23 protein-coding genes are annotated in these 23,398 nt (G+C 65.9%); 9 read left to right on the top strand and 14 right to left on the bottom strand.

Annotation, left to right across the window (positions count from 1 at the left end; genetic code table 11):
• Nucleotides 1–61: 61 nt before the first annotated feature.
• The 5 genes from RH91_RS15010 to RH91_RS14990 all read right to left on the bottom strand — a co-directional run bounded on the left by RH91_RS15010 (nt 62) and on the right by RH91_RS14990 (nt 6,087).
• Nucleotides 62–1,822, bottom strand: coding sequence for a methyl-accepting chemotaxis protein (locus RH91_RS15010; protein ID WP_010163723.1), 1,761 nt, complete (start codon nt 1,820–1,822; stop codon nt 62–64).
• A 37-nt stretch (nt 1,823–1,859) separates the two neighbouring features.
• Complete coding sequence (locus tag RH91_RS15005) at nt 1,860–3,887, bottom strand: TonB-dependent receptor plug domain-containing protein (RefSeq protein WP_010163722.1); 2,028 nt, start codon at nt 3,885–3,887, stop codon at nt 1,860–1,862.
• Between the two features lie 14 nt (nt 3,888–3,901).
• Entirely contained in the window at nt 3,902–4,420 is a 519-nt protein-coding gene (locus RH91_RS15000; protein WP_010163721.1) for a YfiR/HmsC family protein, read from the bottom strand.
• Between the two features lie 360 nt (nt 4,421–4,780).
• Nucleotides 4,781–5,509 (bottom strand): fatty acid desaturase, encoded by a 729-nt coding sequence (locus RH91_RS14995; RefSeq protein ID WP_232283525.1) that lies wholly within the window; start codon nt 5,507–5,509, stop codon nt 4,781–4,783.
• 53 nt (nt 5,510–5,562) lie between these two features.
• Nucleotides 5,563–6,087 carry a sterol desaturase family protein gene (locus RH91_RS14990; RefSeq protein ID WP_010163719.1) on the bottom strand — a complete coding sequence of 175 codons (525 nt, stop codon included), beginning with the start codon at nt 6,085–6,087 and terminating at the stop codon, nt 5,563–5,565.
• A 247-nt stretch (nt 6,088–6,334) separates the two neighbouring features.
• On the opposite strand from RH91_RS14990, the gene RH91_RS14985 reads away from it, so the two are divergent.
• Nucleotides 6,335–7,273, top strand: a complete 939-nt coding sequence (locus RH91_RS14985) for a phosphatase PAP2 family protein (RefSeq protein ID WP_157136951.1) — start codon at nt 6,335–6,337, stop codon at nt 7,271–7,273.
• On the opposite strand, the gene RH91_RS14980 is transcribed toward RH91_RS14985, so the two are convergent.
• On the bottom strand, nt 7,155–8,477 hold the full coding sequence (locus RH91_RS14980) for a nucleotide disphospho-sugar-binding domain-containing protein (protein ID WP_232283524.1): 1,323 nt from the start codon (nt 8,475–8,477) through the stop codon (nt 7,155–7,157). The two genes, RH91_RS14985 and RH91_RS14980, sit on opposite strands and share 119 nt — an antisense overlap.
• Before the next feature lie 196 nt (nt 8,478–8,673).
• On the opposite strand from RH91_RS14980, the gene RH91_RS14975 reads away from it, so the two are divergent.
• The 3 genes from RH91_RS14975 to RH91_RS14965 all read left to right on the top strand — a co-directional run bounded on the left by RH91_RS14975 (nt 8,674) and on the right by RH91_RS14965 (nt 11,178).
• Nucleotides 8,674–9,042, top strand: coding sequence for a DUF2946 family protein (locus RH91_RS14975; RefSeq protein ID WP_232283523.1), 369 nt, complete (start codon nt 8,674–8,676; stop codon nt 9,040–9,042).
• 84 nt (nt 9,043–9,126) lie between these two features.
• The gene (locus RH91_RS14970; RefSeq protein WP_010163714.1) at nt 9,127–9,498 is read left to right on the top strand and encodes a TonB-dependent receptor plug domain-containing protein; all 372 of its coding nucleotides are present in this window, start codon (nt 9,127–9,129) and stop codon (nt 9,496–9,498) included.
• Nucleotides 9,499–9,504: 6 nt separating this feature from the next.
• Nucleotides 9,505–11,178: a TonB-dependent receptor gene (locus RH91_RS14965; RefSeq protein WP_010163713.1), complete on the top strand. Its 1,674-nt coding sequence runs from the start codon at nt 9,505–9,507 to the stop codon at nt 11,176–11,178.
• Here the strand turns inward: RH91_RS14965 and RH91_RS22540 are convergent.
• Nucleotides 11,159–11,485 (bottom strand): hypothetical protein, encoded by a 327-nt coding sequence (locus RH91_RS22540; RefSeq protein ID WP_157136950.1) that lies wholly within the window; start codon nt 11,483–11,485, stop codon nt 11,159–11,161. The two genes, RH91_RS14965 and RH91_RS22540, sit on opposite strands and share 20 nt — an antisense overlap.
• A 32-nt stretch (nt 11,486–11,517) precedes the next feature.
• On the opposite strand from RH91_RS22540, the gene RH91_RS14960 reads away from it, so the two are divergent.
• Nucleotides 11,518–12,711: a DUF2252 family protein gene (locus tag RH91_RS14960; protein ID WP_010163712.1), complete on the top strand. Its 1,194-nt coding sequence runs from the start codon at nt 11,518–11,520 to the stop codon at nt 12,709–12,711.
• Nucleotides 12,712–12,760: 49 nt separating this feature from the next.
• Here the strand turns inward: RH91_RS14960 and RH91_RS14955 are convergent, their stop codons facing one another.
• Entirely contained in the window at nt 12,761–13,870 is a 1,110-nt protein-coding gene (locus RH91_RS14955; RefSeq protein WP_010163711.1) for an aldo/keto reductase, read from the bottom strand.
• A 96-nt stretch (nt 13,871–13,966) separates the two neighbouring features.
• On the opposite strand from RH91_RS14955, the gene RH91_RS14950 reads away from it, so the two are divergent.
• Complete coding sequence (locus RH91_RS14950) at nt 13,967–14,905, top strand: LysR family transcriptional regulator (protein WP_010163710.1); 939 nt, start codon at nt 13,967–13,969, stop codon at nt 14,903–14,905.
• A gap of 111 nt (nt 14,906–15,016) precedes the next feature.
• Here RH91_RS14950 and RH91_RS14945 read toward each other — a convergent pair whose 3' ends face one another.
• Nucleotides 15,017–15,202: a helix-hairpin-helix domain-containing protein gene (locus RH91_RS14945; protein WP_010163709.1), complete on the bottom strand. Its 186-nt coding sequence runs from the start codon at nt 15,200–15,202 to the stop codon at nt 15,017–15,019.
• A gap of 279 nt (nt 15,203–15,481) precedes the next feature.
• Here RH91_RS14945 and RH91_RS14940 point away from each other — a divergent pair, with 279 nt between their 5' ends.
• From RH91_RS14940 to RH91_RS14930, 3 genes are read left to right on the top strand one after another with little or no spacing between them, the layout of a single operon-like run.
• Complete coding sequence (locus RH91_RS14940; RefSeq protein ID WP_010163707.1) at nt 15,482–16,216, top strand: SapC family protein; 735 nt, start codon at nt 15,482–15,484, stop codon at nt 16,214–16,216.
• On the top strand, nt 16,203–17,255 hold the full coding sequence (locus tag RH91_RS14935) for a cupin-like domain-containing protein (protein ID WP_010163706.1): 1,053 nt from the start codon (nt 16,203–16,205) through the stop codon (nt 17,253–17,255). The genes RH91_RS14940 and RH91_RS14935 overlap by 14 nt, the downstream gene beginning before the upstream one ends.
• Nucleotides 17,252–18,748 carry a tryptophan halogenase family protein gene (locus RH91_RS14930; protein ID WP_010163704.1) on the top strand — a complete coding sequence of 499 codons (1,497 nt, stop codon included), beginning with the start codon at nt 17,252–17,254 and terminating at the stop codon, nt 18,746–18,748. The genes RH91_RS14935 and RH91_RS14930 overlap by 4 nt, the downstream gene beginning before the upstream one ends.
• Before the next feature lie 175 nt (nt 18,749–18,923).
• On the opposite strand, the gene rpmE is transcribed toward RH91_RS14930, so the two are convergent.
• The 5 genes from rpmE to bamA all read right to left on the bottom strand — a co-directional run bounded on the left by rpmE (nt 18,924) and on the right by bamA (nt 23,267).
• A complete protein-coding gene (gene rpmE / locus RH91_RS14925; protein ID WP_010163703.1) occupies nt 18,924–19,157 on the bottom strand; it encodes a 50S ribosomal protein L31 in 234 nt (77 codons plus the stop codon).
• Nucleotides 19,158–19,237: 80 nt separating this feature from the next.
• On the bottom strand, nt 19,238–19,468 hold the full coding sequence (locus RH91_RS14920) for a hypothetical protein (protein WP_010163702.1): 231 nt from the start codon (nt 19,466–19,468) through the stop codon (nt 19,238–19,240).
• Between the two features lie 7 nt (nt 19,469–19,475).
• Nucleotides 19,476–19,955, bottom strand: coding sequence for a 3-hydroxyacyl-ACP dehydratase FabZ (fabZ, locus tag RH91_RS14915; RefSeq protein ID WP_010163701.1), 480 nt, complete (start codon nt 19,953–19,955; stop codon nt 19,476–19,478).
• Between the two features lie 7 nt (nt 19,956–19,962).
• Nucleotides 19,963–20,685, bottom strand: coding sequence for an OmpH family outer membrane protein (locus RH91_RS14910; protein ID WP_010163700.1), 723 nt, complete (start codon nt 20,683–20,685; stop codon nt 19,963–19,965).
• Nucleotides 20,685–23,267, bottom strand: a complete 2,583-nt coding sequence (gene bamA / locus RH91_RS14905; protein WP_010163699.1) for an outer membrane protein assembly factor BamA — start codon at nt 23,265–23,267, stop codon at nt 20,685–20,687. Before bamA ends, RH91_RS14910 begins: the two co-directional genes overlap by 1 nt.
• Nucleotides 23,268–23,398 lie beyond the last annotated feature (131 nt).

Raw genomic sequence — 23,398 nt, 5'->3', positions numbered from 1 at the left:
AGAACCTGACGAGCCGACCACGCCCCGCTCGTCGTGCCCGCTCCCGCCCCAGCCCCGGGGGCTAGGCCAGTTCGACCCCGCCGTCCCGCGGAACCGCGAAATGCGCGGTAAATTGCTGCGCGTCGTTCGCCAGCGATTGCAACGTCAGCTTCAGCAGGGCTCCGGTCTGCTGGACATCCGCGATTGCAGCCAGGCTGCGGTCGACGGAGGACGATATCTGGTGGCTCGCCTCCGCGAGCGTCTGGCTTCGGTCCTCGACCGCGGTGATCCGGCCGTTCAACTGTTCGATCGCCCTGGCTTGTCCGCGCGACATCGTGGCCACGCGGTCGGCACCGTCATCGAGGCTGTGGATCAGTACGCCCAGATGCTCGGTCGTCGTCACGACCGAGCGGATCTGTCCCTGCACCGCCTCGATCTTCGAGCGGACGTCGCCCGCGCTTGCGCCCGTCCGCGACGCGAGCATCTTCACTTCCCCCGCGACCACCGCAAAACCCGCCCCCGCCTGCCCCGCCCGCGCCGCCTCGATGGATGCGTTGAGCGCAAGCAGATTGGTCTGTTTCGAGATCGCGGTGATGACGTCGACGATCTGTTCGATGCTGGCAGCCTGCTGCTGCGAGAGCGCGACCGTCTCGTTCGCACTCCGCGCATGTTCGGTCATCGACTTGGCCGCGAGGCTCGTTCCAGCGACCTCGCGGTCGATGTCCTCAAACGCGCAGGCGATCGACTGGGTCTGTTTTCCGGCCTCGAACATCTCGGTCGCGAACAGTTCGGCGATGACGTCCAGCTCGAGCGCCAGCGTGCGATTGCCGCTGATCGCATCCTGCAGGCTGGCGGAGTTGGCCTCGAGCTGGACCATCGCGCCTTGCGCCTTGCGGATGATCCCGGTGACCTGCCGGTCGAACGCTTCGGCAAGCGCCGCGAGCGTCCGCTCGCGCTCGCGTCGCGTTTCGGCTTCCAGCAACGCGATTGCGTCGGACTGCCGCTTTTCCTCCGCTTGTGCATATAACCGCATACCGTCTGCATGCGCCGCCAACGTCCTGGCTTCCGCGCGTTGGGCCTGGAAGGACACGAGCGCCGTCACCACCAGGCCAAGTTCGTCGCGGCGCTTCAATACGGCGAAATCGATGTCCCGTTCGTTCATCACCGCTTCGGTCGCCGCAGCGATCCCGGTGATCGAAGTGACGATCGAGCGGCCGACGAGGTACGCCATGACCATGCTGATCGCGGTACTGATCACCAGCGCCAGCAGCAGGATGGCAATCGTGATCCTGGTGCCGAGCACCGCCCCGGCCGCGCCGCGGTCCGCGCGCCGGATGCCTTCCGCCGTCACCCGGCGGATCTGCGCGTCGATCCGCTTGGCGTTGGATCGGAACGGTTCGATCATCGCGGCGGTGCTCGCGAAGTCGATCGCGAGCATCGACGTCACCACGTCCACCGTCGCGCGATACTGGTCGAGCTCCGCGAGGGCGGGTTGTACCGTCGCGGTCTGGCTCGGGTGCGCCTGGCGGAACTGGACGAGTTTCGAACGGACGTCCTCAAGCTCGGCCTTGATGACGCCGACTTGCGCGTCGATCGCAGCGTTCGGGTTCGCCGCCTTGACGACCAGCAGGTGATAGACGTCAAGGTTCGCCGTGTCGAACCGCTGCGTGATGGCGTTGAGCTGGTTGATATCGGGCATGTCACGATTGACGACCCGTTCGATGCTGCGCCCCGCGAGCAGCAGCGCGGTGGTGCTCGCGATTGCCATCGCCAAGAACAGCAACAGCATGATCACCGGGGTCGCCGCGACCTTCGCGCGGATCGACCGGTTCGACAGCTTCAACCTCGCCTCGAGTTTTCCAAAATGCCTGAGGACGGTGTCAAAGCGCAAGGCGTACCCCCGCCCGGATTCGACGGTCCGCCGGGATCGGCGACACCGCCGCGCCGCGCGCCAGCGCCAGATTGTCAACCGCGACGAACAGGTCGAAGCCGTGCATCACCCGGTAGCCAACGCGCGCGTCGAGCGCGACCGCGTCGGCGACCGGATACAGCAGCAATTGCGGCGTCGGCGAAAAGGCGAGCTGGCGGGTAGCGGCGGTGAAGCGCGCGACGCCGCTCAGCGTCACCGGGCCGACCTCATATCCGAGGATCACGTTCGCCTTGTGCACCGGTGTGGCCGCCTGCGGGGCGAGCGCATAGGGGATCGGCAGCGTCGTGGGCGGCAGGCGGTCGTCGGTGTGCGTCCAGCTATAATTTGCGCGCCATGTCAGGTTCGCGAGTTGGCCCGACGCGGCGAGTTCGACCCCGTAAGTGGTATAGTCGCCGACCGCCCGGAACCGCGCGACCAGCGACGGCAGCGGCGTGAAGAACGTTTCGGTCTGCAGCCCGTCCCCGGGCGACGCAATTGCGCCCTGCGTCCACGTCGCGAACGCCGTCGCTTCGAGCTTGATCGCGCCGAGCGGCTGCGTGTAGCCGACCTCGCCGCTCCATACCGTAACGGGGTCGATCCGCGGTGAACCGGCGACGAAGATCGGGATTGGCGCCGGCGTGATGATCGGCAGTCGGATCCCGAAGTTGACCAGCGACGGAAGCTGGTAGCCGCGACCGCCGTTGATGCGGAGCATGCCGTCCCCGCCGGTCCGGATCAGCAGCGCGGCATTGAAGCTGAACCGGTTGAAGGCGCGGTCGAATGCCGCGGGATCGTCGTACGTCGGTCGCGCGATCACGCCCGACTGGTGAAGCCACAACCGATCGAGCCGACCCGCGACGGTGAACGACACGCGGTCGAGCGGGCGGAGGTCGAGCATCGCGTTGGCCGAGGCGACGTCATAAGAAATCCGCTGCGCGAACTGATAGTCGGACTCGAGCCGGTTGTTGCGATATTCGACGCCGAGCCGGAGCGTGTTGGCCGTGTCGAGACGGACCAGCGACGACGCCTGCGCGACGATGATGCGGTTGCGATAATCGATCGGGTCGGTCGCACCGGGGCCCGCACCGACGCCATATTCCGCGTCCAGCCAGTTGACGTAACCGTTGAGCGTCAGCCCGCCCCAGGGCGTGTCGCGGGTTACGGTCCCGTGGAGCGTATCGCTCGAATACCTCTGGTTCGACAGCAACTGGCTCGGCAAATACTCGACCTGGCGGTTGGTGGCATGACCGGCGCCGAGCGAGACCTGCACCGCGCCGAACGTCCCGTCGACATCCCCCGACACCTGATCGCTGGCGACATCGAAGACCATCTCGGGCCGCAGCAGCGTCGCGGGAATCGCGCGCTCGTCCTCGCGCGCACGCCCGGCGGCGAGCTTCAGTCCGATCGTCGGTGTAACCGGCAGCAGCACCGACGCCGCAAGCTTGCTCGCGCCGTGGTCGCCGGCTTCCGCCGTCGCGGTGGCCGATGGCGTCGCTCCGCCGCGTCGGGTGATGATGTTGACGACGCCGCTCGCCGCGTTGAAGCCGAAAAGCGCATTGGCCGGCCCGCGGACGAGTTCGATCTGCTGGATCTCCTCGAGCTGGACACCGAGCAAATTCCAGTCGGTCATGCCGTAATGGTCGAGATAGACCTGACGGCCGTCGACGAGCACGAGCAGCCGCGCATTATAGGTTTGTACGCCGCCCCGCACCGCGACGTCGGTCTGGCCCGCGGTCCAGCGGTTGACGTCGACGCCAGCCAGCGTCTTGAGCAGCCCCGGAACATCGCGCGCGGGGGAGCGCGCGATGTCGTCGCGCGTGATGATCGTCGCAGAGGCCGGCAGTTCCGAGGCGCGTTGCGGCGTGCCGGTGACACTGGTGGTGACGGGTTCGCCGACCGTCGCCTGAAGCGCCTGATAGTCGACCGCCTGGGCAGAAACGGCAGCCGGGCTCAGTGCGGCGCCGATCGTCAGGATCGTGCGCAAGCCATGGATACGCATGGGAGCAACCATTGTCAGATTTCCTTGACCAGCATCAGGAAGGCTGATCCGAAGCGGATATTGGCGGCGCGCGCGGCGGCGCGGTTGACGGTGATCTGGGTCTTGGGCGTGGAGGTGATCCCGACGACGCACCGACTTGCCTGGACGCAGGCGGGATCGGACGAGATCGTCAGCACCGACGACTTTGCGGCCGCCGCGGCGATGCCGCCCTGTTCGGCGCGCAAGCCCGCCGTAACGAACGCGATATTATACCCGCTGAGCGAGCCCATCGCCCCGATCGCAAGCCGGCGCGCGCGGATCGCGCTGCGACCCGCCGCGAGCCCCGAACCGATCGAACGCTCAATCGCGCTGGCTTCCGCTTCCGACGCGGCATTGCCGGGTTCGAACAGGATCGCCGCAGCAATTGTCCCGCTCGGCGGCGGCTGCAGGAAGGAGACGACGCGTGCCGCGATCGGCACATTGAGTTCGGCGCTCAGCGGCGCCGCTAGACCAAGCGCCACGACCGCGCCGGTTGATGACCAGGATTTGAACACGCTACCCCCTACTCGACGGGGTCGTCTTCGCAGGAGGTCCTCACCAACTGGTTAACCGGTCTGTTAAGCGTCGGAAAGACGGAGACTTTTGCTAGCCAAACCGCTGCGACCGGACACGGGCAAGCGAAAATACGCGCAAATCGCTGCAGGATTTCCCGTACATGCGGCAGCGTGCCGGACAGAGCGAGCATCGATCGACGCTGCCGGTTTTGTTCGGGGTCTCAATCGCGCCGAAGACGGACAATGCCCGGTACTCCAGTACGACACGGTCATGAATTGGGAACACGCCGCCGGATCGGACGATTATTCGTCCTGTCCAGCATCAGGAAAGGACAACCGCCGGAGTAAGGCTCTCGGGTCTTATCGGTAGGCTTCGGTCGAGGCGCGATCGTTTATTCGTTGTGCGAGCGTGTGACGTCGTGCCGGTAGCCCCCACCAGGGGGTTCCCGGCGACACGTGGTGCTCGTGATGATAGCCACCGAAATGAAAACAGGTCAGCAACGACAGAACCGGACCGATGTCGATGCTATGGGCGTGGTGCGCATCGGCAAAGGGTTCGGCGCGATCCCGGTGCGGAAGCCACGTGCCAAAGACGAACAATTGCCCCACCGCCCCGAGCGCCGGCAGCGCCCAGAAGATGACGATGTTTCCGAGCGGTGCCCCCAGTACGAGCGTGTAGACGAGCGCGACGAGCGTGATCCGCGCAATCTGCGCGTGTGAATAATAGGACCGGAAGAACTGCAGGAACCAGCCGCCAAGGCTCGCATCGCCCCGGTGGAAATCAGGGTCTCCGGCGGTTCCGGTCTCCTTGTGGTGCAGGTGATGTTGCGGCAGCAACGCGGCGTAGGACAGGCAGGCGTAGAGCGAAAGCGCGGTTGCGCCGATCACCCGGTTGAGCCGCGGACGCGTCGGCGCAAGCGCGCCATGCATCGCGTCGTGCGCGACGATGAAAAGCCCGGTGCTCAGCCATGTCTGGACGGCGACCATCGCGATCGCAACCGGAACACTCGCCCAGCTCCAATGCCAGAAGAAAATCCCCGTGATATGAATCGCCAGCCATGCCAGGATCAACGCAGCGGCCAATGACACGCCGATACGGGTCTGGCGTCGGGCGGCGGGTGTCGCCGAAGGCCGTAACGCACTCACTTCCGTGTCGCCAGCGCAGCGTCGGTGACCGCTGCCGGACGCGCGGTCCGCCGCTGCGGATCGGCGTTCGCGCGCAGTTGCGCCTTCAGGACCGAGGGCTTGCGCGCGAAGAGGAACCCATGGCTGACGGTACCGTCCCGGCCCTCGACCGCGTGGTGCAGCCGATGTGCCTGCAACAGGCGTTTGAAATAGCCTTGCTTCGGCACCCAGCGGAACCCGCCGCGCTGGTGCACGAGCATATCGTGCACGAAGGCGTAGATCCCGCCGTAGACGGTGATACCGAGCGCTGCCCACCACAGCGGTTTCCACCACAGCCCGGCAGTGAACAGGACGATCGGCACGATCGCGAAGACGATCGCGTACAGATCGTTCTTCTCGAACCAGCCGGAATGCGTTTCGTGATGCGACTTGTGCCACCCCCAACCCACGCCGTGCATGACATAGCGATGCATCGCCCAGGCAAAGCACTCCATGAACAAAACCATGAAGGCGACGATCGCGAGATTTTGATACCAGGCCATCAGGCGCGGTCGTCTTTACTGGAGGCGGACAGGTACAACGGCTTCAGCATGCACCGCACATAAGCGTAGCGGCGGCATGATGCGAGAGGCCGTGCCCGAATAATCCCGCCGTCCGCGCATCGTGGAACGTCCGCAATAAGAACGATTCCGCAAAAATCGGCGGCACCGAAGATTTTCGGGACCGCCTCCGCCCGACCTGCGTTCGGTCGCGATGCGCGCCTTCTTCAATCCTGCCGACCGCCCGGAAATGCCGTCCTGGCTGCTTCTTGCGGGGATGACGATCAGCGTCTTCCTCGCTCAATACGGTCATGCCTTTTCGGTCGATCCGGTCCGCGCCCTGCCCGCAGCCGCAGCGCTTTGCGCGCTGGGCGTCGCGATCGTGGCGGGCCGGACGACCGGACGCCCGCGGCTCGCCGCCGGCGCGGCGGCTTTTGCGCAAATGACGCTCTTTACGCTGCTCGGGGTCGTCCTGGCCTATGCGCTTGCGGCAAACGCCGGGGATCTCTGGGACGGTCGACTCGCCGCCGCGGATCGTGCGATCGGCTTCGATTGGCCGGTGGTGCGCAGCCGGCTGGACATGGCACCGCCCGTCGTCTGGTTGCTGGGGCTCGCATACCACAGCCTCATCCTGCAGATGATCGTCGTGATCGTCGTCCTGAGCGCGCTGGGCAAGTTCGACACGCTGCGGACGACCGTGTGCGCGGCGATCGGTTCGGGCTTCGTGAGTATCCTGATCTCCGGCGTGACGCCGGCGATGGGGAACCTGTTCGATCCCGCGGATTACCTGCACTTGTGGCCGTCGGTCGCGTGGCAGGAGCAGGGCTTGATCACGGGCCTACGCGACGGGTCGCTCCGCTCGCTCGACCTGACCATGCTGATGGGGATCGTCAGCTTTCCCAGCTTCCATGCAACGCTCGCCGCGATCTTCGTCTGGGCGTTCCGCGCGGTGCCCCGCCTTGCCGTTCCCGGCGGCGGATGGGCGGTTCTCACGATCGTCGCGACGCCGGTCTTCGGGGGACATTACGGCGTGGATGTCATCGCAGGCCTGCTACTGGCGCCGCCTGCCATCATCGCAGCCCGACGCCTGACGCGACCCGCGGCGACGAGCCCGATCGGTTCCGCGTCGCTGGCGCAATTGCGTCGTCCGCGCGCAACGCGGCCAGGACCAACGCCGCGGTCGCGGTGAGGTCGTCCGCCGCCGCGATCTCCCCGGCGAGGGTCTGCGCGACGTGCCGGTAGCGTGGATCGTTCAGGACCCGTTTCAGCGCCGTTTCGAGTCCGCTCCTGCTCGCGTCGGTTGGCGACACGACGCACGCCGCGCCGATCCGGTTCAGTCGCGCCGCGGTGGCGGGCTGTTCGAACGCCAGCGGCACCGCAACGATCGGTACGCCCGCCGCCAACGCATCCAGTACGGTGTTGAAGCCGGCATGCAGGATCGCTGCCGAGCAGCGCGGCAGGATACGGGTCTGCGGCCAGAACGCGCGCACCAGCGGGTCGCCCGGAAGCGAGGCGACTTCGTCCGCGGTCAGCCCACCGCCATGCGCCACCACCGCACGTGCCCCAAGCGCGGCGCAGGCCCGCGTCATCGCCGCGAACAAAGATCGTCGCGCTCCCTGCAACGATCCGAGCGAGCAGAAGACGAGGGGCCGGTCGTCGTCCGGCAGCGGCATGTCAGCCGCTTCCTCGAGCCGCCACGGTGCGCCGTAATGAAAGCGTGCCGGCAAGGCCGTCCGCGGGAAATCGAGCGCCTCCGGGCATTGCGCAATTTGCAGACGGTCCGACCATTGCTTTCGCGGACTCGGATCGAGACCCCAACGGCGGGCATGCGCGGAGACGGTTTCGGTGATGGGCCTCAACAGGGCGTCGCTGACGGCATAGCCTCCGCCATTGCGAAAGCGTCCCCAGCGGTCCGCGCGATAGGCCCAGCCGAGGAACGGCGGCGGCACACCCAGCTCCCGGAGAAGCGGCAACCCCGTCACGGCAGTAACGAACGGCAAGTCGAGATGCCGTGCCACCAGCGCTCCCGCCGGCTCGGCAGAGTCCGCGATCACTGCGTCGACTTCGATGTCCTGCAACGCCGCCGGCAGCGCCCGCAACAAAAGCTCGGTGATGGCGGCGGTACCGCGGATCATCCTGGGAAGCCCGATGACCCCGGAGGGTTGGGCGAGCTTCCGGTAATAGTCTGCCAGCTTCCCCGGGCGATCGTCGGGATGGTCGAGTTCGGCGAAACCGACTGCGGACCCTGGTACAAGCGACCGCGCCTCGGCCATATGCACGAAGGTGACCCTGGCACCGGCGGCGGCAAGCGCCGTCCCCAAAGCCGCCAGCGGATTGAAGTGTCCGGCAGTCGGCGGCGCGATGATGGCAATGTGTTGCCCAACATGGGTCAATGTAAGGAGCTTTCCGACGCCGTCCGATGGTGGAATGGTCCTACCAGCATGTCCGGGACGCGCGATAGCTCCATTCCTGCGGACGGTTTCGCGCATGGGGGTCGGGACGCAATGTCCAGGTGACACGCCCCGCCGCCGCGGTTAGGCGAGGCCCGTGCAGGCATTCCGGCATCTCCTGGCGCAACGCCATCTCGCGGTGCTGATCTGCGTCGCGGCACTCATCCTGAAACTGGTAGTGCCCGTCGGCTATATGATCGGCAGCGATCATGGTCGCATCGCCATCACGCTGTGCCCGGGCATGGGTTCCGCTCCAATGACGATGGCAATGCCGGGCGTGCATGGCGGCATGGCCGATCACGGAAAGTCGCAGGATCACGGCAAGGCCGAAATGCCGTGCGCGTTCGCCGGGCTGTCCGCCGCGATGCTGGCTTCGGTCGATCCGATCCTGCTCGCGAGCCTGATCGCTTTTGTGATGGCGATGGGAACGATCGGCGTTTCCCGACCGGAACTGGCGGCTCCGGGCTTTCTGTGGCCACCGTTGCGCGGACCACCAACGGCCCTTTGACGTTTCCATCCGCGCCGGTTCGCCCGGCGTGCCCGTGATCCATGGCCCGCGTTTCGAACGTTCGGGCCAGTCGAAGGTATCTCCATGTCTCGATCCTACCTGCTCGCCGGGGGCGCTTTGCCGTGCCTCCTGCTCGCCACCCCGGCGTCATCGCAGAACCTCGCCTCCCCCGCTGCGAGCGATATCGTCGTCACTGCCACCCGATCCGCGCGCGCGCTGGCCGACGTGCCGGCGAGCGTCAGCGTCATCACCGCAGCCCAGATCGAAAACACGCCAGCGCGCACGATCGACGATGTGCTGCGGCGCGTCCCCTCGGTCGATCTGCCGATCGCGGGCACGAACGAACAGCACCCCACCAACACCATCGTGTCGATGCGGGGATTGAGCGGCATCCGCTCGCTGGTGCTGCTCGACGGTGTGCCGATCAACGATCCGTTCTTCGGCTACGTCCAGTGAAGCGAAGTGCCGCTGGAGACGATCGACCGCGTCGAGGTGGTCCGCGGCGGCGGCGCACCGCTCTGGGGCAATTACGCGATGGGCGGGGTCATCAATATCCTGACCAGGCCGATCACGAAGACCGGCGCGGTTGCGGAAGTGGCGGGCGGCAGCCGCGGGAGCTACCGAGCGGACGGCCACGCGGCATTTGCGGGCACCGGCTACGGGGTGGGTCTCGACGCCGGGGTGCAGCATAGCGACGGCTATGTCGAACAGGGCGAAAGTGCGCGCGGCGCTGCGACGGTGCCGACCTCGTTCACGGCCCGGACCGTTGCCTTGTCGGGGAACGTCGACCTCATGCCGGACCTGACCGCACGCGCACGGGTCAGTTATTATGATAACGACCAGACGTTCCTCACGCGTGCCAATACCAACGACCAGCGGACGTGGCGCTACACCGGCACGATCCGCTGGACACCGCGCGCGGGCGGGTCGCTGGACCTGACGGCGTTCCACAACGACGAGCGGTTCATCACAAACAATCCCGGTTCGCCAGCGGACGCCAACCCCAACGACGTCGAGTTCGTCCAGAACAGCCACCGCACCCGCGCGAACGACTGGGGCGCATCGCTGGTCTGGACGCAGACATTCTCGGGTCTTGTCCGCGCATTGTCGGCGGGGGCCGACTATCACGGTGTTCAGGGGATCGACCGGGCGGGCATCTTCGATGAAACCGGCGCGCGGCTTCGAACCGATATCGGGTCGGGCAACCAGCGGTTCCTCGGCGGATATGCCCAGGCGGACCTCCGGCCGCTCGATCCCCTGCAAGTGCTGCTCAGCGTCCGTTACCAGGATTTCTTCAGCTTCAACGGCGTGGACGATACGCCGGGCGGCCTCGGCAAAACCGCGAACCGGCACGACAGCGACGTGGATCCACGCCTCTCGCTACGGTACCAATTGCCCGCCGGCTTCGCGCTCCGTGGCGCGCTCTACCGCGCGTTCCGGGCGCCGACGCTCGACAATCTGTACCGTGGCGCGTCGGTCCCCGGGTACATCCTCTACGGCAACGCGGCGCTGAAGCCCGAGACACTCGAGGGGGCGGAAGCCGGGTTCGATGTCGATCGCGGTCCGGTCCGCTTTCAGGCGACCGCTTATACCAGCCGCATCCCCGATTTCCTGACCTACCGGTATCTCGACCCCGCCACGCTGCCCGTCGGATTTGCGATCGGCGCGCGACTCATCAACGCTGGCAGTGCGCGCAGCCGCGGTGTGGAAGCGGAACTGACGTGGCGGCCGAGCCCCAAGCTCGGCGGCACGTTGGCCTACACCTATGCGGACTCGATCGTGACCCGGAACCCGGAAGACCCGGCCAGCATCGGCCTTCAACAGCCGGGCATCCCGCGGCATCGCGCAAGTGCGAGTCTCGACTGGACCGGCCCCCACGGCATCAAGCTCGGTCCGCGGGTCCGCTACCTCTCGCGCACCAACGGCGATCCCGACAGACTTTACCGGACCGATGCGCACTTCATCGCCGACTTCGGTGCCAGCGTGGCCGTACGCCGCGACGTCGAACTGTTCGGGCAATTCGAGAATTTGTTCGATCGGCGCTACATCGGCACCAATGACGGCTTCACCGCCGCGCTCTACGGCAAGCCGTTTACCGCCACGGGAGGGGTGCGCCTCAAGCTGGGGAGCCTGTGATGCGCAGCAGGCGAATTGGTAAACCTCTCGCCGGTCTTTTTCCCGGCGTCCATGCCCGCCGCCGCCGCCGACTGCTTCCTCCCTGAGATAAACGGGCGGTTTTCCAGCCGATTTTCGCCGTTACGATCCAGATCAACCAGAAATACCGCATCGTAACGGCATCGGCGCTGAACCAGTCCGGTGAAGGGGCGTTCAGGCAAGCTGCGACCGGTTCGTAGGACTTCATCATTGCGACGCCGCCGAGTCCGGTCGCTTCGATATTTCGGCCCGCTGCCTGGATCGTCGGCGTGCCTAGCTTGCCTGCCATCGTATTCGCCCAACGCGGCGCAAAGGACCCGAATGCCCAAACCGACCCTGGCCGAGCGGCCCGCCCTTCTCGCTGCCAAGCGCCAGCTCAAGATGGCGCGGTCGACCCATGCCTATGTCCGGGGCAATACGGCCAAATTCTACGAGTGGCTGGCGGAATCGCCGGCATCGCGGCGGGTTCCGCAAGGGCCGGCGATCTGGATCTGTGGGGACTGCCATCTCGGCAATCTCGGGCCGATCAACGATGGCGGGGGGCGCGTCGCGATCCAGATCCGCGATCTGGATCAGGCCGTCATCGGCAACCCGGCGCACGATCTCATCCGCCTCGGCCTGTCGCTTGCGACCGCGGCGCGTGGTTCGGATCTTCCAGGGGTCACTACGGCGCACATGATCGAGGAAATGGTGACCGGTTACGCCAGCGCGATGGCGGATCCGGCAAATGGTGAAGCCGGTCCCGAACCCGATGCGGTCCGCAGCGTCAAACGCCGCGCGCTCGGTCGCCGCTGGCGTCATCTCGCCAAGGAGCGCTTCGCCAGCGACGAGCCGGCGATTCCGCTGGGGGACAAGTTCTGGCCGCTGGAGAAGGCCGAACGTGCTTCGCTCGCCGCGCTCGTCACCGAACCGGACGTCGCTGCGCTCGTGCTCTCGCTCGACGAGAAGGACCGGGACCGCACGGTGCGGCTGGTCGATGCGGCCTATTGGATGAAGGGCTGCAGTTCGCTGGGTCTCCTGCGGTTCGCCGCGTTGGTCGGGTTGAAGAACGCCAAGGGCCGGTCGGACTACGCGTTGATCGACCTGAAGGAAGCGACGACCCCGATCGCTCCCGTCGCCAGGGGGGCAAAGATGCCGACGGACGAAGGCGCGCGCGTGGTCGCCGCGGCGCGCGCGCTGTCGCCGCACCTCGGGAGCCGGATGGTCGCCGCGCACGCGCTAGATCGATCACTGTTCATCCGCGAACTGTCTCCGCAGGACCTCAAGCTCGAGGTCGAACAATTCAGCGCGGGGCAAGCGGTCAAGGCGGCGCGATATCTCGCCTTCGTGGTGGGCAAGGCGCATGCCCGCCAGATGGATAGCGCGACGCGGCACGCGTGGGTCGATATCCTCGACGCGGATCGTCGCGGGGCGATCGATGCGCCGAACTGGCTGTGGGAAAGCGTCGTGTCGCTGGCGGGAAGTCACGAGGCCGGATATCTCGACCATTGCCGGAAATACGCGATGCGGGGGTGACGCGCGTTCGAGCCGGGGCGCGGAGGCGCGTTTGCGCCCCCGCCTTCCCTCACGCTACGATTGGCGCCCATGGCTCGACGTGCTGGCCCCCAAAAATCGCGGAGCGCGGCAGGTCGAAGATGAAATAGGGGTTGAGCATCGGTGGAGCACCGGCGCTGTCCAGACGTGTCTGCTGGTCTGCGGTGAAGACAATATCGAGCGCCGCGATGTTCTCCATCAATTGCGCCGGTCGGCTTGCGCCCACCAGCACCGAAGCAACCCCGCCGCGCGCTGCGACCCAGGCGAGCGCTACCTGTGCCATCGGTCGACGGATCTCAGCCGCGACCGATTGAAGGACGTCGACGCCGTCGAAGTTCCGCTCAGTGAAGAGCATGCCGCCGAAAGGGTTGTCGCCATTCAACCGGCCGTCGCTCCCGTCTGCCGTGGTGCCGCCGGACCGATTGGGCAGGCTTCCCGCCGGACCCGCATCGGCGAGCTTCTCGCGACCGTATTTGCCGGTCAGCAACCCTGCTGCCAGTGGACTCCAGGCGACCAGCCCCAGTCCAAGCGCCTGACCGGCGGGGATCACGTCCAGTTCGACGCCGCGATCGATCAGCGAATAGGAATATTGCAGCCCGATCGGCTCGGGCAGGCCATGCGCGCGTGCCAGCGTCGCAACCTGCGCTGCATACCAGGCCGGCGCATTGGAAAAGCCATAATATAGAATATCGCCGCGGCGGACCGCGTCGGTTAGCGCGCGAAGCACCTCCTCGGGCGGGGTCGTCCGGTCCCAGACGTGGGTCCAGTACATATCGATGAAATCGGTGCCGAGCCGACGCAGCGATCCGTGGATCCCGTCGCGGATGTTGCGCGCGGAATTGCCCCCGGCAAGCGGCGTCCCCGTAGTGCGCGGAAAGCCGGATTTGGTGGCGATCACCATCCGCGCGCGATTGCCGCGCTCGGCGACGAAGCGCCCGAGCATTTCCTCGCTGTGGCCACCAGAATAGACGTCGGCGGTATCGGCAAAGTTACCGCCGGCTTCGACATAGGCGTTGAAGATTGCCCGCGACGTCGCCTCGTCCGCCCCCCATCGTCCGGCGCCGAACGTCATCGTGCCGAGGGCAAGCGGACTGACCGCGAGGCCTGATCGGCCCAATGTACGGTAGGTGGTGAGGCTCATGACTGTCGCTCCGTTGAGATACGATCACAAGATACAGCTTGGCGCCCCCCTGATTAGACGGCATCGACGGCATGGGCTTGTGAAGGGCATGCAGCAATGCGACGTGGCGACCTAGACGATCTGGCAGCCTTTGCGGCGGTCGCCCGCGTGCGGAGCTTTACCCGCGCGGCCGCCGAACTCGGCCTTTCTCCCTCCGCGCTCAGCCACGCGATGCGCAGCCTCGAAACGCGGCTCGGCGTCCGGCTGCTCGCGCGGACCACGCGCAGCGTCGCGCCGACCGCGGCGGGCGAGCGCCTGCTCCGCTCGCTCGATCCGGCGCTTGCGGAAGTCGCGCGCGGGCTGTCCGCGCTGGCCGACTGGCGCGGCGTTCCTTCCGGCGCGATCCGGTTGACGACGTTCGGCTATGCCGCGCGCACGGTGCTCGTGCCGAGGCTGCCGCATTTCCTGCGCGCGCATCCCGAGATTTCGGTCGAAGTGATCGTCGAGGACCGGCTTGTCGATCTCGTGGCGGGTGGCTTCGACGCCGGGATCCGCCTCGGCGAGACGGTCGATCTCGACATGGTGGCGGTCCCGGTCGGGCCTGCCCTCCGCACGCTGGTGGTGGGGACGCCGGGGTATTTCGCCGACCGTCCCCTGCCCGCCACGCCTGCCGATCTGGAAGGTCATAACTGCATCAATTATCGGCTGCTCGGCGGTGGCGGTCTGTTGCCGTGGGAATTCGAACGGGATGGGCGCGAGATCAGGTTTCGCCCCGCTGGACAGTTGATCGTGAACGAGGAGCGCCTCGTGGAGGCGACGGTGCGCGCCGGGGCGGGGCTTGGCTATATGCTGGAACACGACGTCGCGGAGGAAATCGCCAACGGCACGCTGATCCAGGTCCTCGACGCCTGGTGTCCGCCTTTCCCCGGATGCTACCTCTATTATCCGAGCCGCCAGGTGACACCGGCGTTGCGCGCGCTCGTCGACTGCTTACGCTGGACGTCGGACGGTGCGCTGAGCCCGGAACGTGCCAGCTCCGCCTTGCCCACCGAGTGAGCGGCCGGGTTGGCGCGTGCATTGGCGAAGGGCGCTAGTGCGTCGTCGGTACGACACCCGGAGGTCCGCAAAATCGGCGCAACGAACGCGGCAATGGGACGCGCCGCACCGTCAGGCCACCTCGACCATCGCCTCCGCGCCATCCCATTTCGTCGCCAGTCCCGGAACCTCGTCGAGTTGCCGCATCGCGCCGAAGCGCCCGCGTTCGTCGCGGTATCGGACGATCTCGAATCCGTGGCCCTTCAATTGGGGTACCGAATCGAGTTCCGCGGCGGAGGCAGTGTTCAGGTCGATCATGGGTCTTTCCTCGCTGGTCCCACCGCACCACCGGGTTGCGGCGGACGGACGATGGTGAACTCGTCAGGCGGGACGCCGTTCCCGGGCGGGTTCTCCCGTCGTCAGCCTGTGCCGCGCCGACGCATCCGCAAACCCGGCACGTTATGTGTGCCAACGGCCGAGACGGGGAAGCGCCCTGCACACCCCGCACTTTGCGCTGCGGCCCCCGCACGTCTGGGGTGACGGGCGGATGCGATCGTGTAAAACGAGCCGGACCTTCACGAAAGCGCACAAGCGACCATGGCCGGCCCTGATTCCGCAAACACCCGCGTCCTGCTCAACAACGTCGATCACCACGACCTCCGCATCAGGACCGAGCGCGGGGCGGCCTGGGGGGACGGGATCAACGAAATTCCGGTCTTTCCAACCGAATTCGATGCGCTCGCCCGCGAATATGTCATCCTGTTCCGCCGCACCGACGACGGCCGATATAGCGCATCGGTATTGCTGGGGCTCGACCGGGACGAGAACCTGTACCTCGACGGGACGACGTGGAACGCGCGTTTCATTCCCGCGCTCCTGCAACGCGGCCCCTTCTCGATCGGCATGCCGGCACCGGGGGAGCCGGGGGAACCGATGATCCATGTCGACCTTGCCGATCCCCGCGTCAGTCGATCCGACGGGGAGCAGGTGTTTCTCGACCATGGCGGCAATGCCCCCTATCTCGACCATGTCGGCGGGGTATTGCGGACGATCTTCGCCGGCGACCAGGTTTCGCCCGTCATGGCCGCGGCATTCGCCGACGCCGGACTGTTCGAGGCGGCGACGCTCGAGCTCGAAATCGGTGACGGACGGCGCTATGCCATTCCCGACGTCTACCTCGTCTCCGCCGCGCGGTTCGCAACGCTCGACGGCGCCACGCTGGCAAGCCTCAATGCGCAGGATTTCCTGCGCTGTGCCGTATGGGCGATCACGTCGCTGGGGAATATCTCCGCGTTGATCGAGCGCAAGCGGTCGCGCGATGCCGTCCGCTGATACGACGCACGTGCCGACGCTGCGACGGACCGAGACCCGCTCGGGCATCGCCATCGACGCGATTGCGCTCGGAGAGCTGATCGCGGAGGGGCGGCCGGTGATCCTCAAGGGCGCGGCGCGGGACTGGCCGCTGGTTCGCGCCGGGCGGGAATCGCCAGCGGCGGCGGCGGCGTTGCTGCGCAAGGTGGACGGGGGCCGACCCGTGATCGTCTATGTCGGCGATCCGGCGATCCGCGGGCGGTTTCACTACACCCCCGATGGCACCGCGATGAACTTCACCAGTGAGCGGGCGGCGCTTGGCAGCGTGCTCGACCGGTTGCTCGCGCTTCCCGACAGCGAGGAGAGCGTCTCGCTCTATGTCGGCTCGACCGATCTCGACCTTTTCCTCCCCGGTCTGCGCGCGGAGAACGATATCGTCCCCTGCGACGGCACCTTCGCCGACCATCCCCCGCTCGCGAGCATCTGGATCGGCAATCGCACGATCGCCGCGACGCACTGGGACATGTCGAACAATCTCGCCGTCTGTGTCGCTGGCCATCGGCGCTTTACGCTGTTCCCCCCTGACCAGGCGAGCAATCTGTATCCCGGCCCGATCGACCCCACCCCCGCAGGGCAAGTCGTCAGCATGGTCGACCTGCGCGCGCCCGATCTGGAGCGGTACCCGCGTTTCGCCGATGCGCTGGCGGTGGCCGAAGTCGCCGAGCTCGAGCCCGGTGACGTGCTGGTCTATCCCGCCTTGTGGTGGCATCACGTCGAGGCGCTGGACGGCTTCAACATTCTCGTCAATTATTGGTGGAACAGCGTTCCCGCGTATTTCGATTCCCCGATGACGACCCTGCTGCACGGGCTGCTCAGTCTGCGCGGACGGCCCGATTCCGAAAAACAGGCATGGCGTGCAATGTTCGATCATTATCTGTTCGGCCCCACTGATACGGCAACCGCGCATCTATCCCCGGCGGCGCATGGCCCGCTTGCGCCCCTCGACACGCTGACCGCGCGACGCCTGCGCGCGATGGTCGCGCAGAAGCTCAACCGATGATCGCGTCTTCCGGGGCACGACCGCTCAAGCGGGTGGTCATTGCGGGCGGCGGCACGGCGGGATGGCTGGCCGCGACCGCACTGGTACGGCAGCTCGCCGGGCTGGTCGACGTGACGCTGATCGAATCCGACGAGATCGGCACGGTCGGCGTCGGCGAGTCGACGATCCCGACGATCCGCACCTTCCATCAGTTCATCGGGGTCGACGAGGATGCCTTCATCCGCGCAACCAACGCGACCTTCAAGCTGGGCATTTCGTTCGAGCATTGGGACCGGATCGACGCACGCTATTTTCACGCCTTCGGCTCGGTCGGGCGATCGACCTTCGTCGCGGATTTCCAGCACTTCTGGCTCGAGGCGCGCGCGCGCGGGTTCGGCGGGGACTATGGCGACTACTCGCTCGAACTCCAGGCGGCCGCTGCCAAGCGGTTCGCGCTCGATCGCGACCAGACGCTTGCTTACGCGTACCACCTCGATGCGACCGGCTATGCGCGTTTCCTGCGCGGCGTCGCCGAGCCCGATGGCGTCACGCGAATCGAGGGCCGGATCGCGCAGGTCGAACGCGACGGAGAGAGCGGCGCGATCACCACGCTGGTGCTTGCCTCCGGCGCGCGGGTTGACGGTGACTTCTTCATCGATTGCACCGGTTTCCGCGCGTTGCTGATCGAGGACAGCCTCGAGACCGGGTTCGAGGACTGGTCGCACTGGTTGCCGACCGACCGCGCGTTCGCGGTGCAGAGCGAAACGACCGAAGGCCCCCTGCCCTACACCCGCGCCATCGCGCACGGCGACGGGTGGCGCTGGAAGATCCCGTTGCAGCATCGCACGGGCAACGGACTGGTCTATTCGAGCGCGTATCTCTCGGACGACGAAGCTCGCGCGCGGTTGCTCGCCGGCATCGACGGCAAGCCGCTGTTCGATCCGCGCCAGATCCGCTTCACCAGCGGGATGCGGCGGCGGGTGTGGAACCACAATTGCCTTTCGCTCGGGCTTGCCAGCGGGTTTGTCGAACCGCTCGAATCGACCAGCATCCATCTCGTCATGGTTGCGGTGACATGGCTGGTCCAGAATTTCCCCTTCGGCGAAGACAGCAAGGCGCTCGCCGACCGATTCAACGCCCGCACTCGCCGGGAGTGGGAGCAGGTCCGCGACTTCATTATCCTGCACTATGTCCTGACCGAGCGCGACGACACGCCGTTCTGGCAATCGCGCCGGACGCTGCCGATCCCCGACAGTCTCGCAAGCCGGATCGCCCTGTTCCGGGAATCGGCGATGGCGTATCAGGACAAGGACGAGCTGTTCCGCACCGACTCTTGGATCGAGGTCATGCTGGGTCAGGGCGTGACCCCGCGCAGCCATCACCGCCTTCCGGCGACGATGCCGACCGCCCAGTTGCAGGGCGCGCTGTCGGAATTGAAGCGCGGCATTGCCGCAACCGTTGACCGGCTCCCGCCGCATGCGGCGTTCCTGGAGCGTTTTGCACAGCCGGCATGATCGACAGTTCGACGGCTATGGCGGCAACGAGACAGATCAAAACACGCAAAAACCGCCCGTTTCTAGCGACGTCGAGCAACCAAGCACCACGTTGGGTGACCGGTTTCTCAACGATGCTCGAAACGAACGGTTTGTCCGCGTAAGAAGGGGCGCCTCGCGGCGCCCCCGACAGGTCTTACTTCTTGCCGATCGAAGACATCGCGCCGAAACGCTTGTTGAAGCGGGCAACCTGGCCGCCTGCGTCGAGCATCGTGCCACGGCCGCCGGTCCAGGCCGGATGCGCGAGAGGATCGATGTCGAGCGTCATCAGGTCGCCTTCCTTGCCCCAGGTGGTGCGGGTCTGGAACTGCGTACCGTCGGTCATCTGCACCGTGATGGTGTGATAATCGGGATGGATGTTCTTCTTCACGACTGAATTCTCCGAAAAGTCGCTGGTTTCCGACCAGCAAACAAGGCGCGGGCCGTATCAGGGACACGCGTGCAATGCAACTATCGCGCGCGCGGGCTTGCCCGAATTGCCCACCATCGCCGCAACGCAACGATCGACCAGATCGCCTCCACCAGCCCGAACGGCCACGCGCCTTGCAGGAACCCGTAGGCCGAGCCGAGCACGCACGACCCGGAGAACCCCAGCACCCACCAGGGCGAGCGGTCCTCCAGCGCATAGCACAATAACATCGCCGAGACCGCGAACAGCCCGAACAAGGTCAGGCCGTCCATGCCGCGCTCACTTGGGCGGATCGGCGATCATCGCGGTGAAGTTCGCTTCCGCGGCAAGCTGGCCGTCGATCGTCGCGCGGCCGGAAAACTTGCAGACGCTCGAACGCTTCTGGACGAACGCGACCTCGAGCTTCAGCAGCACGCCGGGTTCGACCGGCTTGCGGAACTTGGCCCCGTCGATCGCCATGAAATAAACGAGCTTGCCCGAGCCGGCGAGACCGAGCGATTCGACCGCGAGAATCCCCGCCGCCTGCGCCATCGCCTCGACGATCAGCACACCCGGCATGATCGGACGCCCCGGGAAATGCCCCTGGAAGAACTGCTCGTTGATCGTCACCGCCTTGATCGCGATGATCGACCGGTCGAGGATCAGATCCTCGACACGGTCGACCAGCAGCATCGGGTAACGATGCGGCAGCGCCGCCATGACCCGCCCGATATCGAGCGGGCCCATGGCGCCACGGCCTTCGGTTTCACCGTCTGCCATGCGACGCTCAGCGACCCTGCGGTGCCTTAGTGCCGGCAGCCGGCGCAGCCGGAGCAGCGCCCGGCGTGCCAGCGGCGCGCTGACGCTGCATCGCCGAGATATAGGCGAGCTGCTGATACTGCTGGAGCAGCTGCTGGGTCTGCTGGCTCGGCTGCCAGCCGGCGGGCGGCGTGAACGGCACGGTCGGGTTCGCGCGGTCGAGCTCGGCCTTGATGGCGTCGGTCACGTCGACGGCAGGCGTGCTGAACTGGACGGTGTTCGCCGACAGCAACAAGCTGAGCTTCTTCGAAGCGACGACGGCCTGCATCGCGGCAGCGTACTTCTGCGAAATCTGCTCGATCGCATAGGCCTGCGCCAGCGTTGCGGGCCCACGCAGCCGTGCGACATCGGCCTGGCCGGTGCGCTGTGCGGTTTCGATCTGCGTCAGTGCCGGGTTCTTGGCAGCCTGCGCCTTCTGGATCTCGTCGTCGGACAACTGCTTGTCCTTGTTGAGATCGAGCGGTGCGTACAGCGTGTTGAGCTGTGCCTGGAGCGCCTGTGCACGCGCGGTCGCCTGGTCGAGCTGCGCCTTGTAGGTCGTCGCGATCGAGGTGTTCGCCGCGTCGAGCGCCTTGGCGGTCAGGATCACGGTCTCCGGATCCGCGATCGCGATACCGCCGACCTGGGCCTGTGCCGAGCCGGCAACCGCAAGACCGACGCAGCCGAGCAGGATGGAATAGGTGGTCTTCATCAGAACTGTGTCCCCACGTTGAAAGTTACGAGTTTACTATCGTCGCCCTTGTCCTTGAGGAGGGCGTAAGCGAGATCGATGCGAAGCGGTCCGAAGGGCGAATTCCAGTTCACGCCCGCGCCGACGGACACACGCGGCCGAGGGGAATCCCCGACGAAGCGTTCGAGGAACGGCGCCGAAACCTGAGTCGTCAGCGGCGTATTGACCGAAGTGCCCGAGCAGGCCCCGCCGACCGCTGCCGAATAGCCGACCGCGCACGTCGTGTTTGCCGACGGATTGGTGCCGTCGGTGGCAGGCACGGTGTAATACGGGTTACCGTTGGTGGCGAGGACTGCCTGTGTCAGCGGAAGGACGATCGTGCGACCGGTGACCGGGTCGACCGTCGTCTGGAACGTCGCGGTCGGCTTGGGACGGGTAACGCCGAACAGCGCGCCCGCCTGGACATAGATCGACGGCCGCAACCCGAGTTCGCGAGCACCCGCGCCGAGCGGGATCTCGAGTTCGAGCTTGCCGAGATAGTAAGCGTTGCCGCCGAGCGCGTCATCGACGAACTGGTTGCGATCGGTAACCAGCGTCTGGTTGCCCGCCGCATCGGTCTGATACGGGATACGCTGGATCCGCGGGCCGACGCCACGAATGTCGAAGCCGCGGAAATCGGGTTCGCCGAGATAGAAGCGATCGGTGATGCGGACCTTGTCGATCCCCACGCCGCGGCTCTTCTCGAGCGACTTGATATAGCCGCCTTCGACGTTGAGCGACGCGATGAACCCGCTGCCGACATTGACGAACTTCGAACCCTCGACCTTCGTGCGGATGTACTTCACGTCCCCGCCCAGCCCGGCGAAATCCTGGCTGAAGATGAAACGTTGCCCTGCGGTCGGGCGCAGGCGGCTGTTGAGGCTGTCGTACAGCAGCGAATAGCCGACCGACGAGGTCCAGCGGTTGCCGATCGAGTCGCACAGATAGCGGCCGGCGCGAAGCGGATCGCAGACGCCGTTGGTAAAATAGGTCGCCTGATCGAGCCCGACCTGGTCGTAGGACAGACCATAACGGCCGGCGAGCTGCCAATATTCGGTCAGCGGGATGCCGGCGCGAAGCTGGAAGCCGGTCGAGACCTGCGTGTAGGTGGTGTTGCGCTGGTTCCCGGTCGTGAAGTTGAACGCGTTGTAATCGCGCCGGAAAATGTCACCACCGATCGCGATATTCTTGTCGAGCAGATACGGTTCGGTGAAGCCAAGCTCGACCGACTTGGAATAGGTCGAGTAATTGACGCTGGCGCGCAGTTCCTGGCCCTTGCCGCGGAAGTTGCGCTGGCGGATCGACGCCTGGATGATGAACCGCTCGAGGCTCGAGAAACCGGCCGACAGCGACAGCTCGCCGGTCGACTTTTCCTCGACGTTCGCGGTCAGCACGACGCGGTCGGGCGAGGACCCCTGCGTCTGCTTGATCTCGAACTTGTCCTGGAAGAAGCCGAGCGAGTTGATGCGATCCTGCGACCGCTTGACCTGGAAGCTGCTGAACGCATCGCCTTCCGCAAGACGGATCTCGCGACGGATGATCTTGTCCTGCGTCTGGGTGTTGCCGTTGATGTCGATCCGCTCGACATAGGAGCGCTTGGCTTCGGCGATGTGGAAATTAATCCCCATCGTCAGCGTTTCCTTGTCGCGCTGGAAGTCCGGGTTCACCTCGGTGAAGGCATAGCCGAACGCGCCGGCAGCCTCGCTGAGCGAGTCCACTGCGGTCTCGACCTTCTTCGCGTTATACCAGTCGCCCTTGTTGATCCCGAGGCTGGCGGCGAGCTTCTTGTTGTCGAAGTCGCGGATGTCGCTGTCGACGGTCACGTCGCCGAACTTGTAGCGCTTGCCCTCCTCCACCACGTAAGTGATGATGAAGTCCTTCTTGTCGGGCGTCAGCTCGGCAACCGCCGACGTTACCTTGAAGTCGGCATAGCCCTCGGTCAGGTAGAACTGCCGCAGCTTCTGCTGGTCGTAGGCGAGCCGATCCTGGTCGTAGCTCGTGTTCGAACTCAACAGCGTGATCAGGCGTGCCTGCTTGGTCGCCATCTGTTCGCGCAGCTTGTTGTCCGAAAACTCCTGGTTGCCGAGGATGTTGATCTGGCGAACCTTGGACTTCGGCCCTTCGCTCACCTCGAAGATCACGTCGACGCGGTTCTGGTCGAGGTTGACCATCTTGGGTTCAACCACCGCGGCGAAACGCCCCTGGCGGCGATACAGCTCGATGATCCGCGCGACGTCCTGACGGACCGCGGTGCGGGTGAAGATCTGGCGGGGGGCGAGTTTCACCTCCTTCTTGATCTTGTCTTCCTTGAGCCGCTTGTTGCCCTCGAAAATAATCCGGTTGATCACCGGGTTCTCGCGGATCCGCAACACGATGTCGCCCGTTTCCGCGCCAGCGATCGAAACGTCGGCGAACAGGTCGCTCGCGTACAGATCCTTGATCGCCTGATCGAGCGATTCGTTGGTGAAGGCCTGGCCGGACCGTAGCTTGGTGTACGACAGCACGGTCTCGGGCTCGAGCCGCTGCGACCCCTCGACGCGGATCGACTTGATCGTCCGCGTCACGGCGGGGGCAATGGCAGCAGCAGGCGCCGGTGTTTGTGCCGCAGCAGGAGCCGGCGCTGCACGACGTCCGGCGGGCGACGTGGTCTGGGCATCGGCGGGCAGGCACGAGAACATCGTGCTTGCCAGCAACA

Origin of the sequence: Sphingomonas sp. PAMC 26617 (assembly GCF_000242835.1) — a bacterium.
Taxonomy (GTDB): Bacteria; Pseudomonadota; Alphaproteobacteria; order Sphingomonadales; family Sphingomonadaceae; genus Sphingomonas.
Note: the sequence above shows the minus strand (reverse complement) of the source record. Positions and strands in the feature narration are given on the sequence as shown.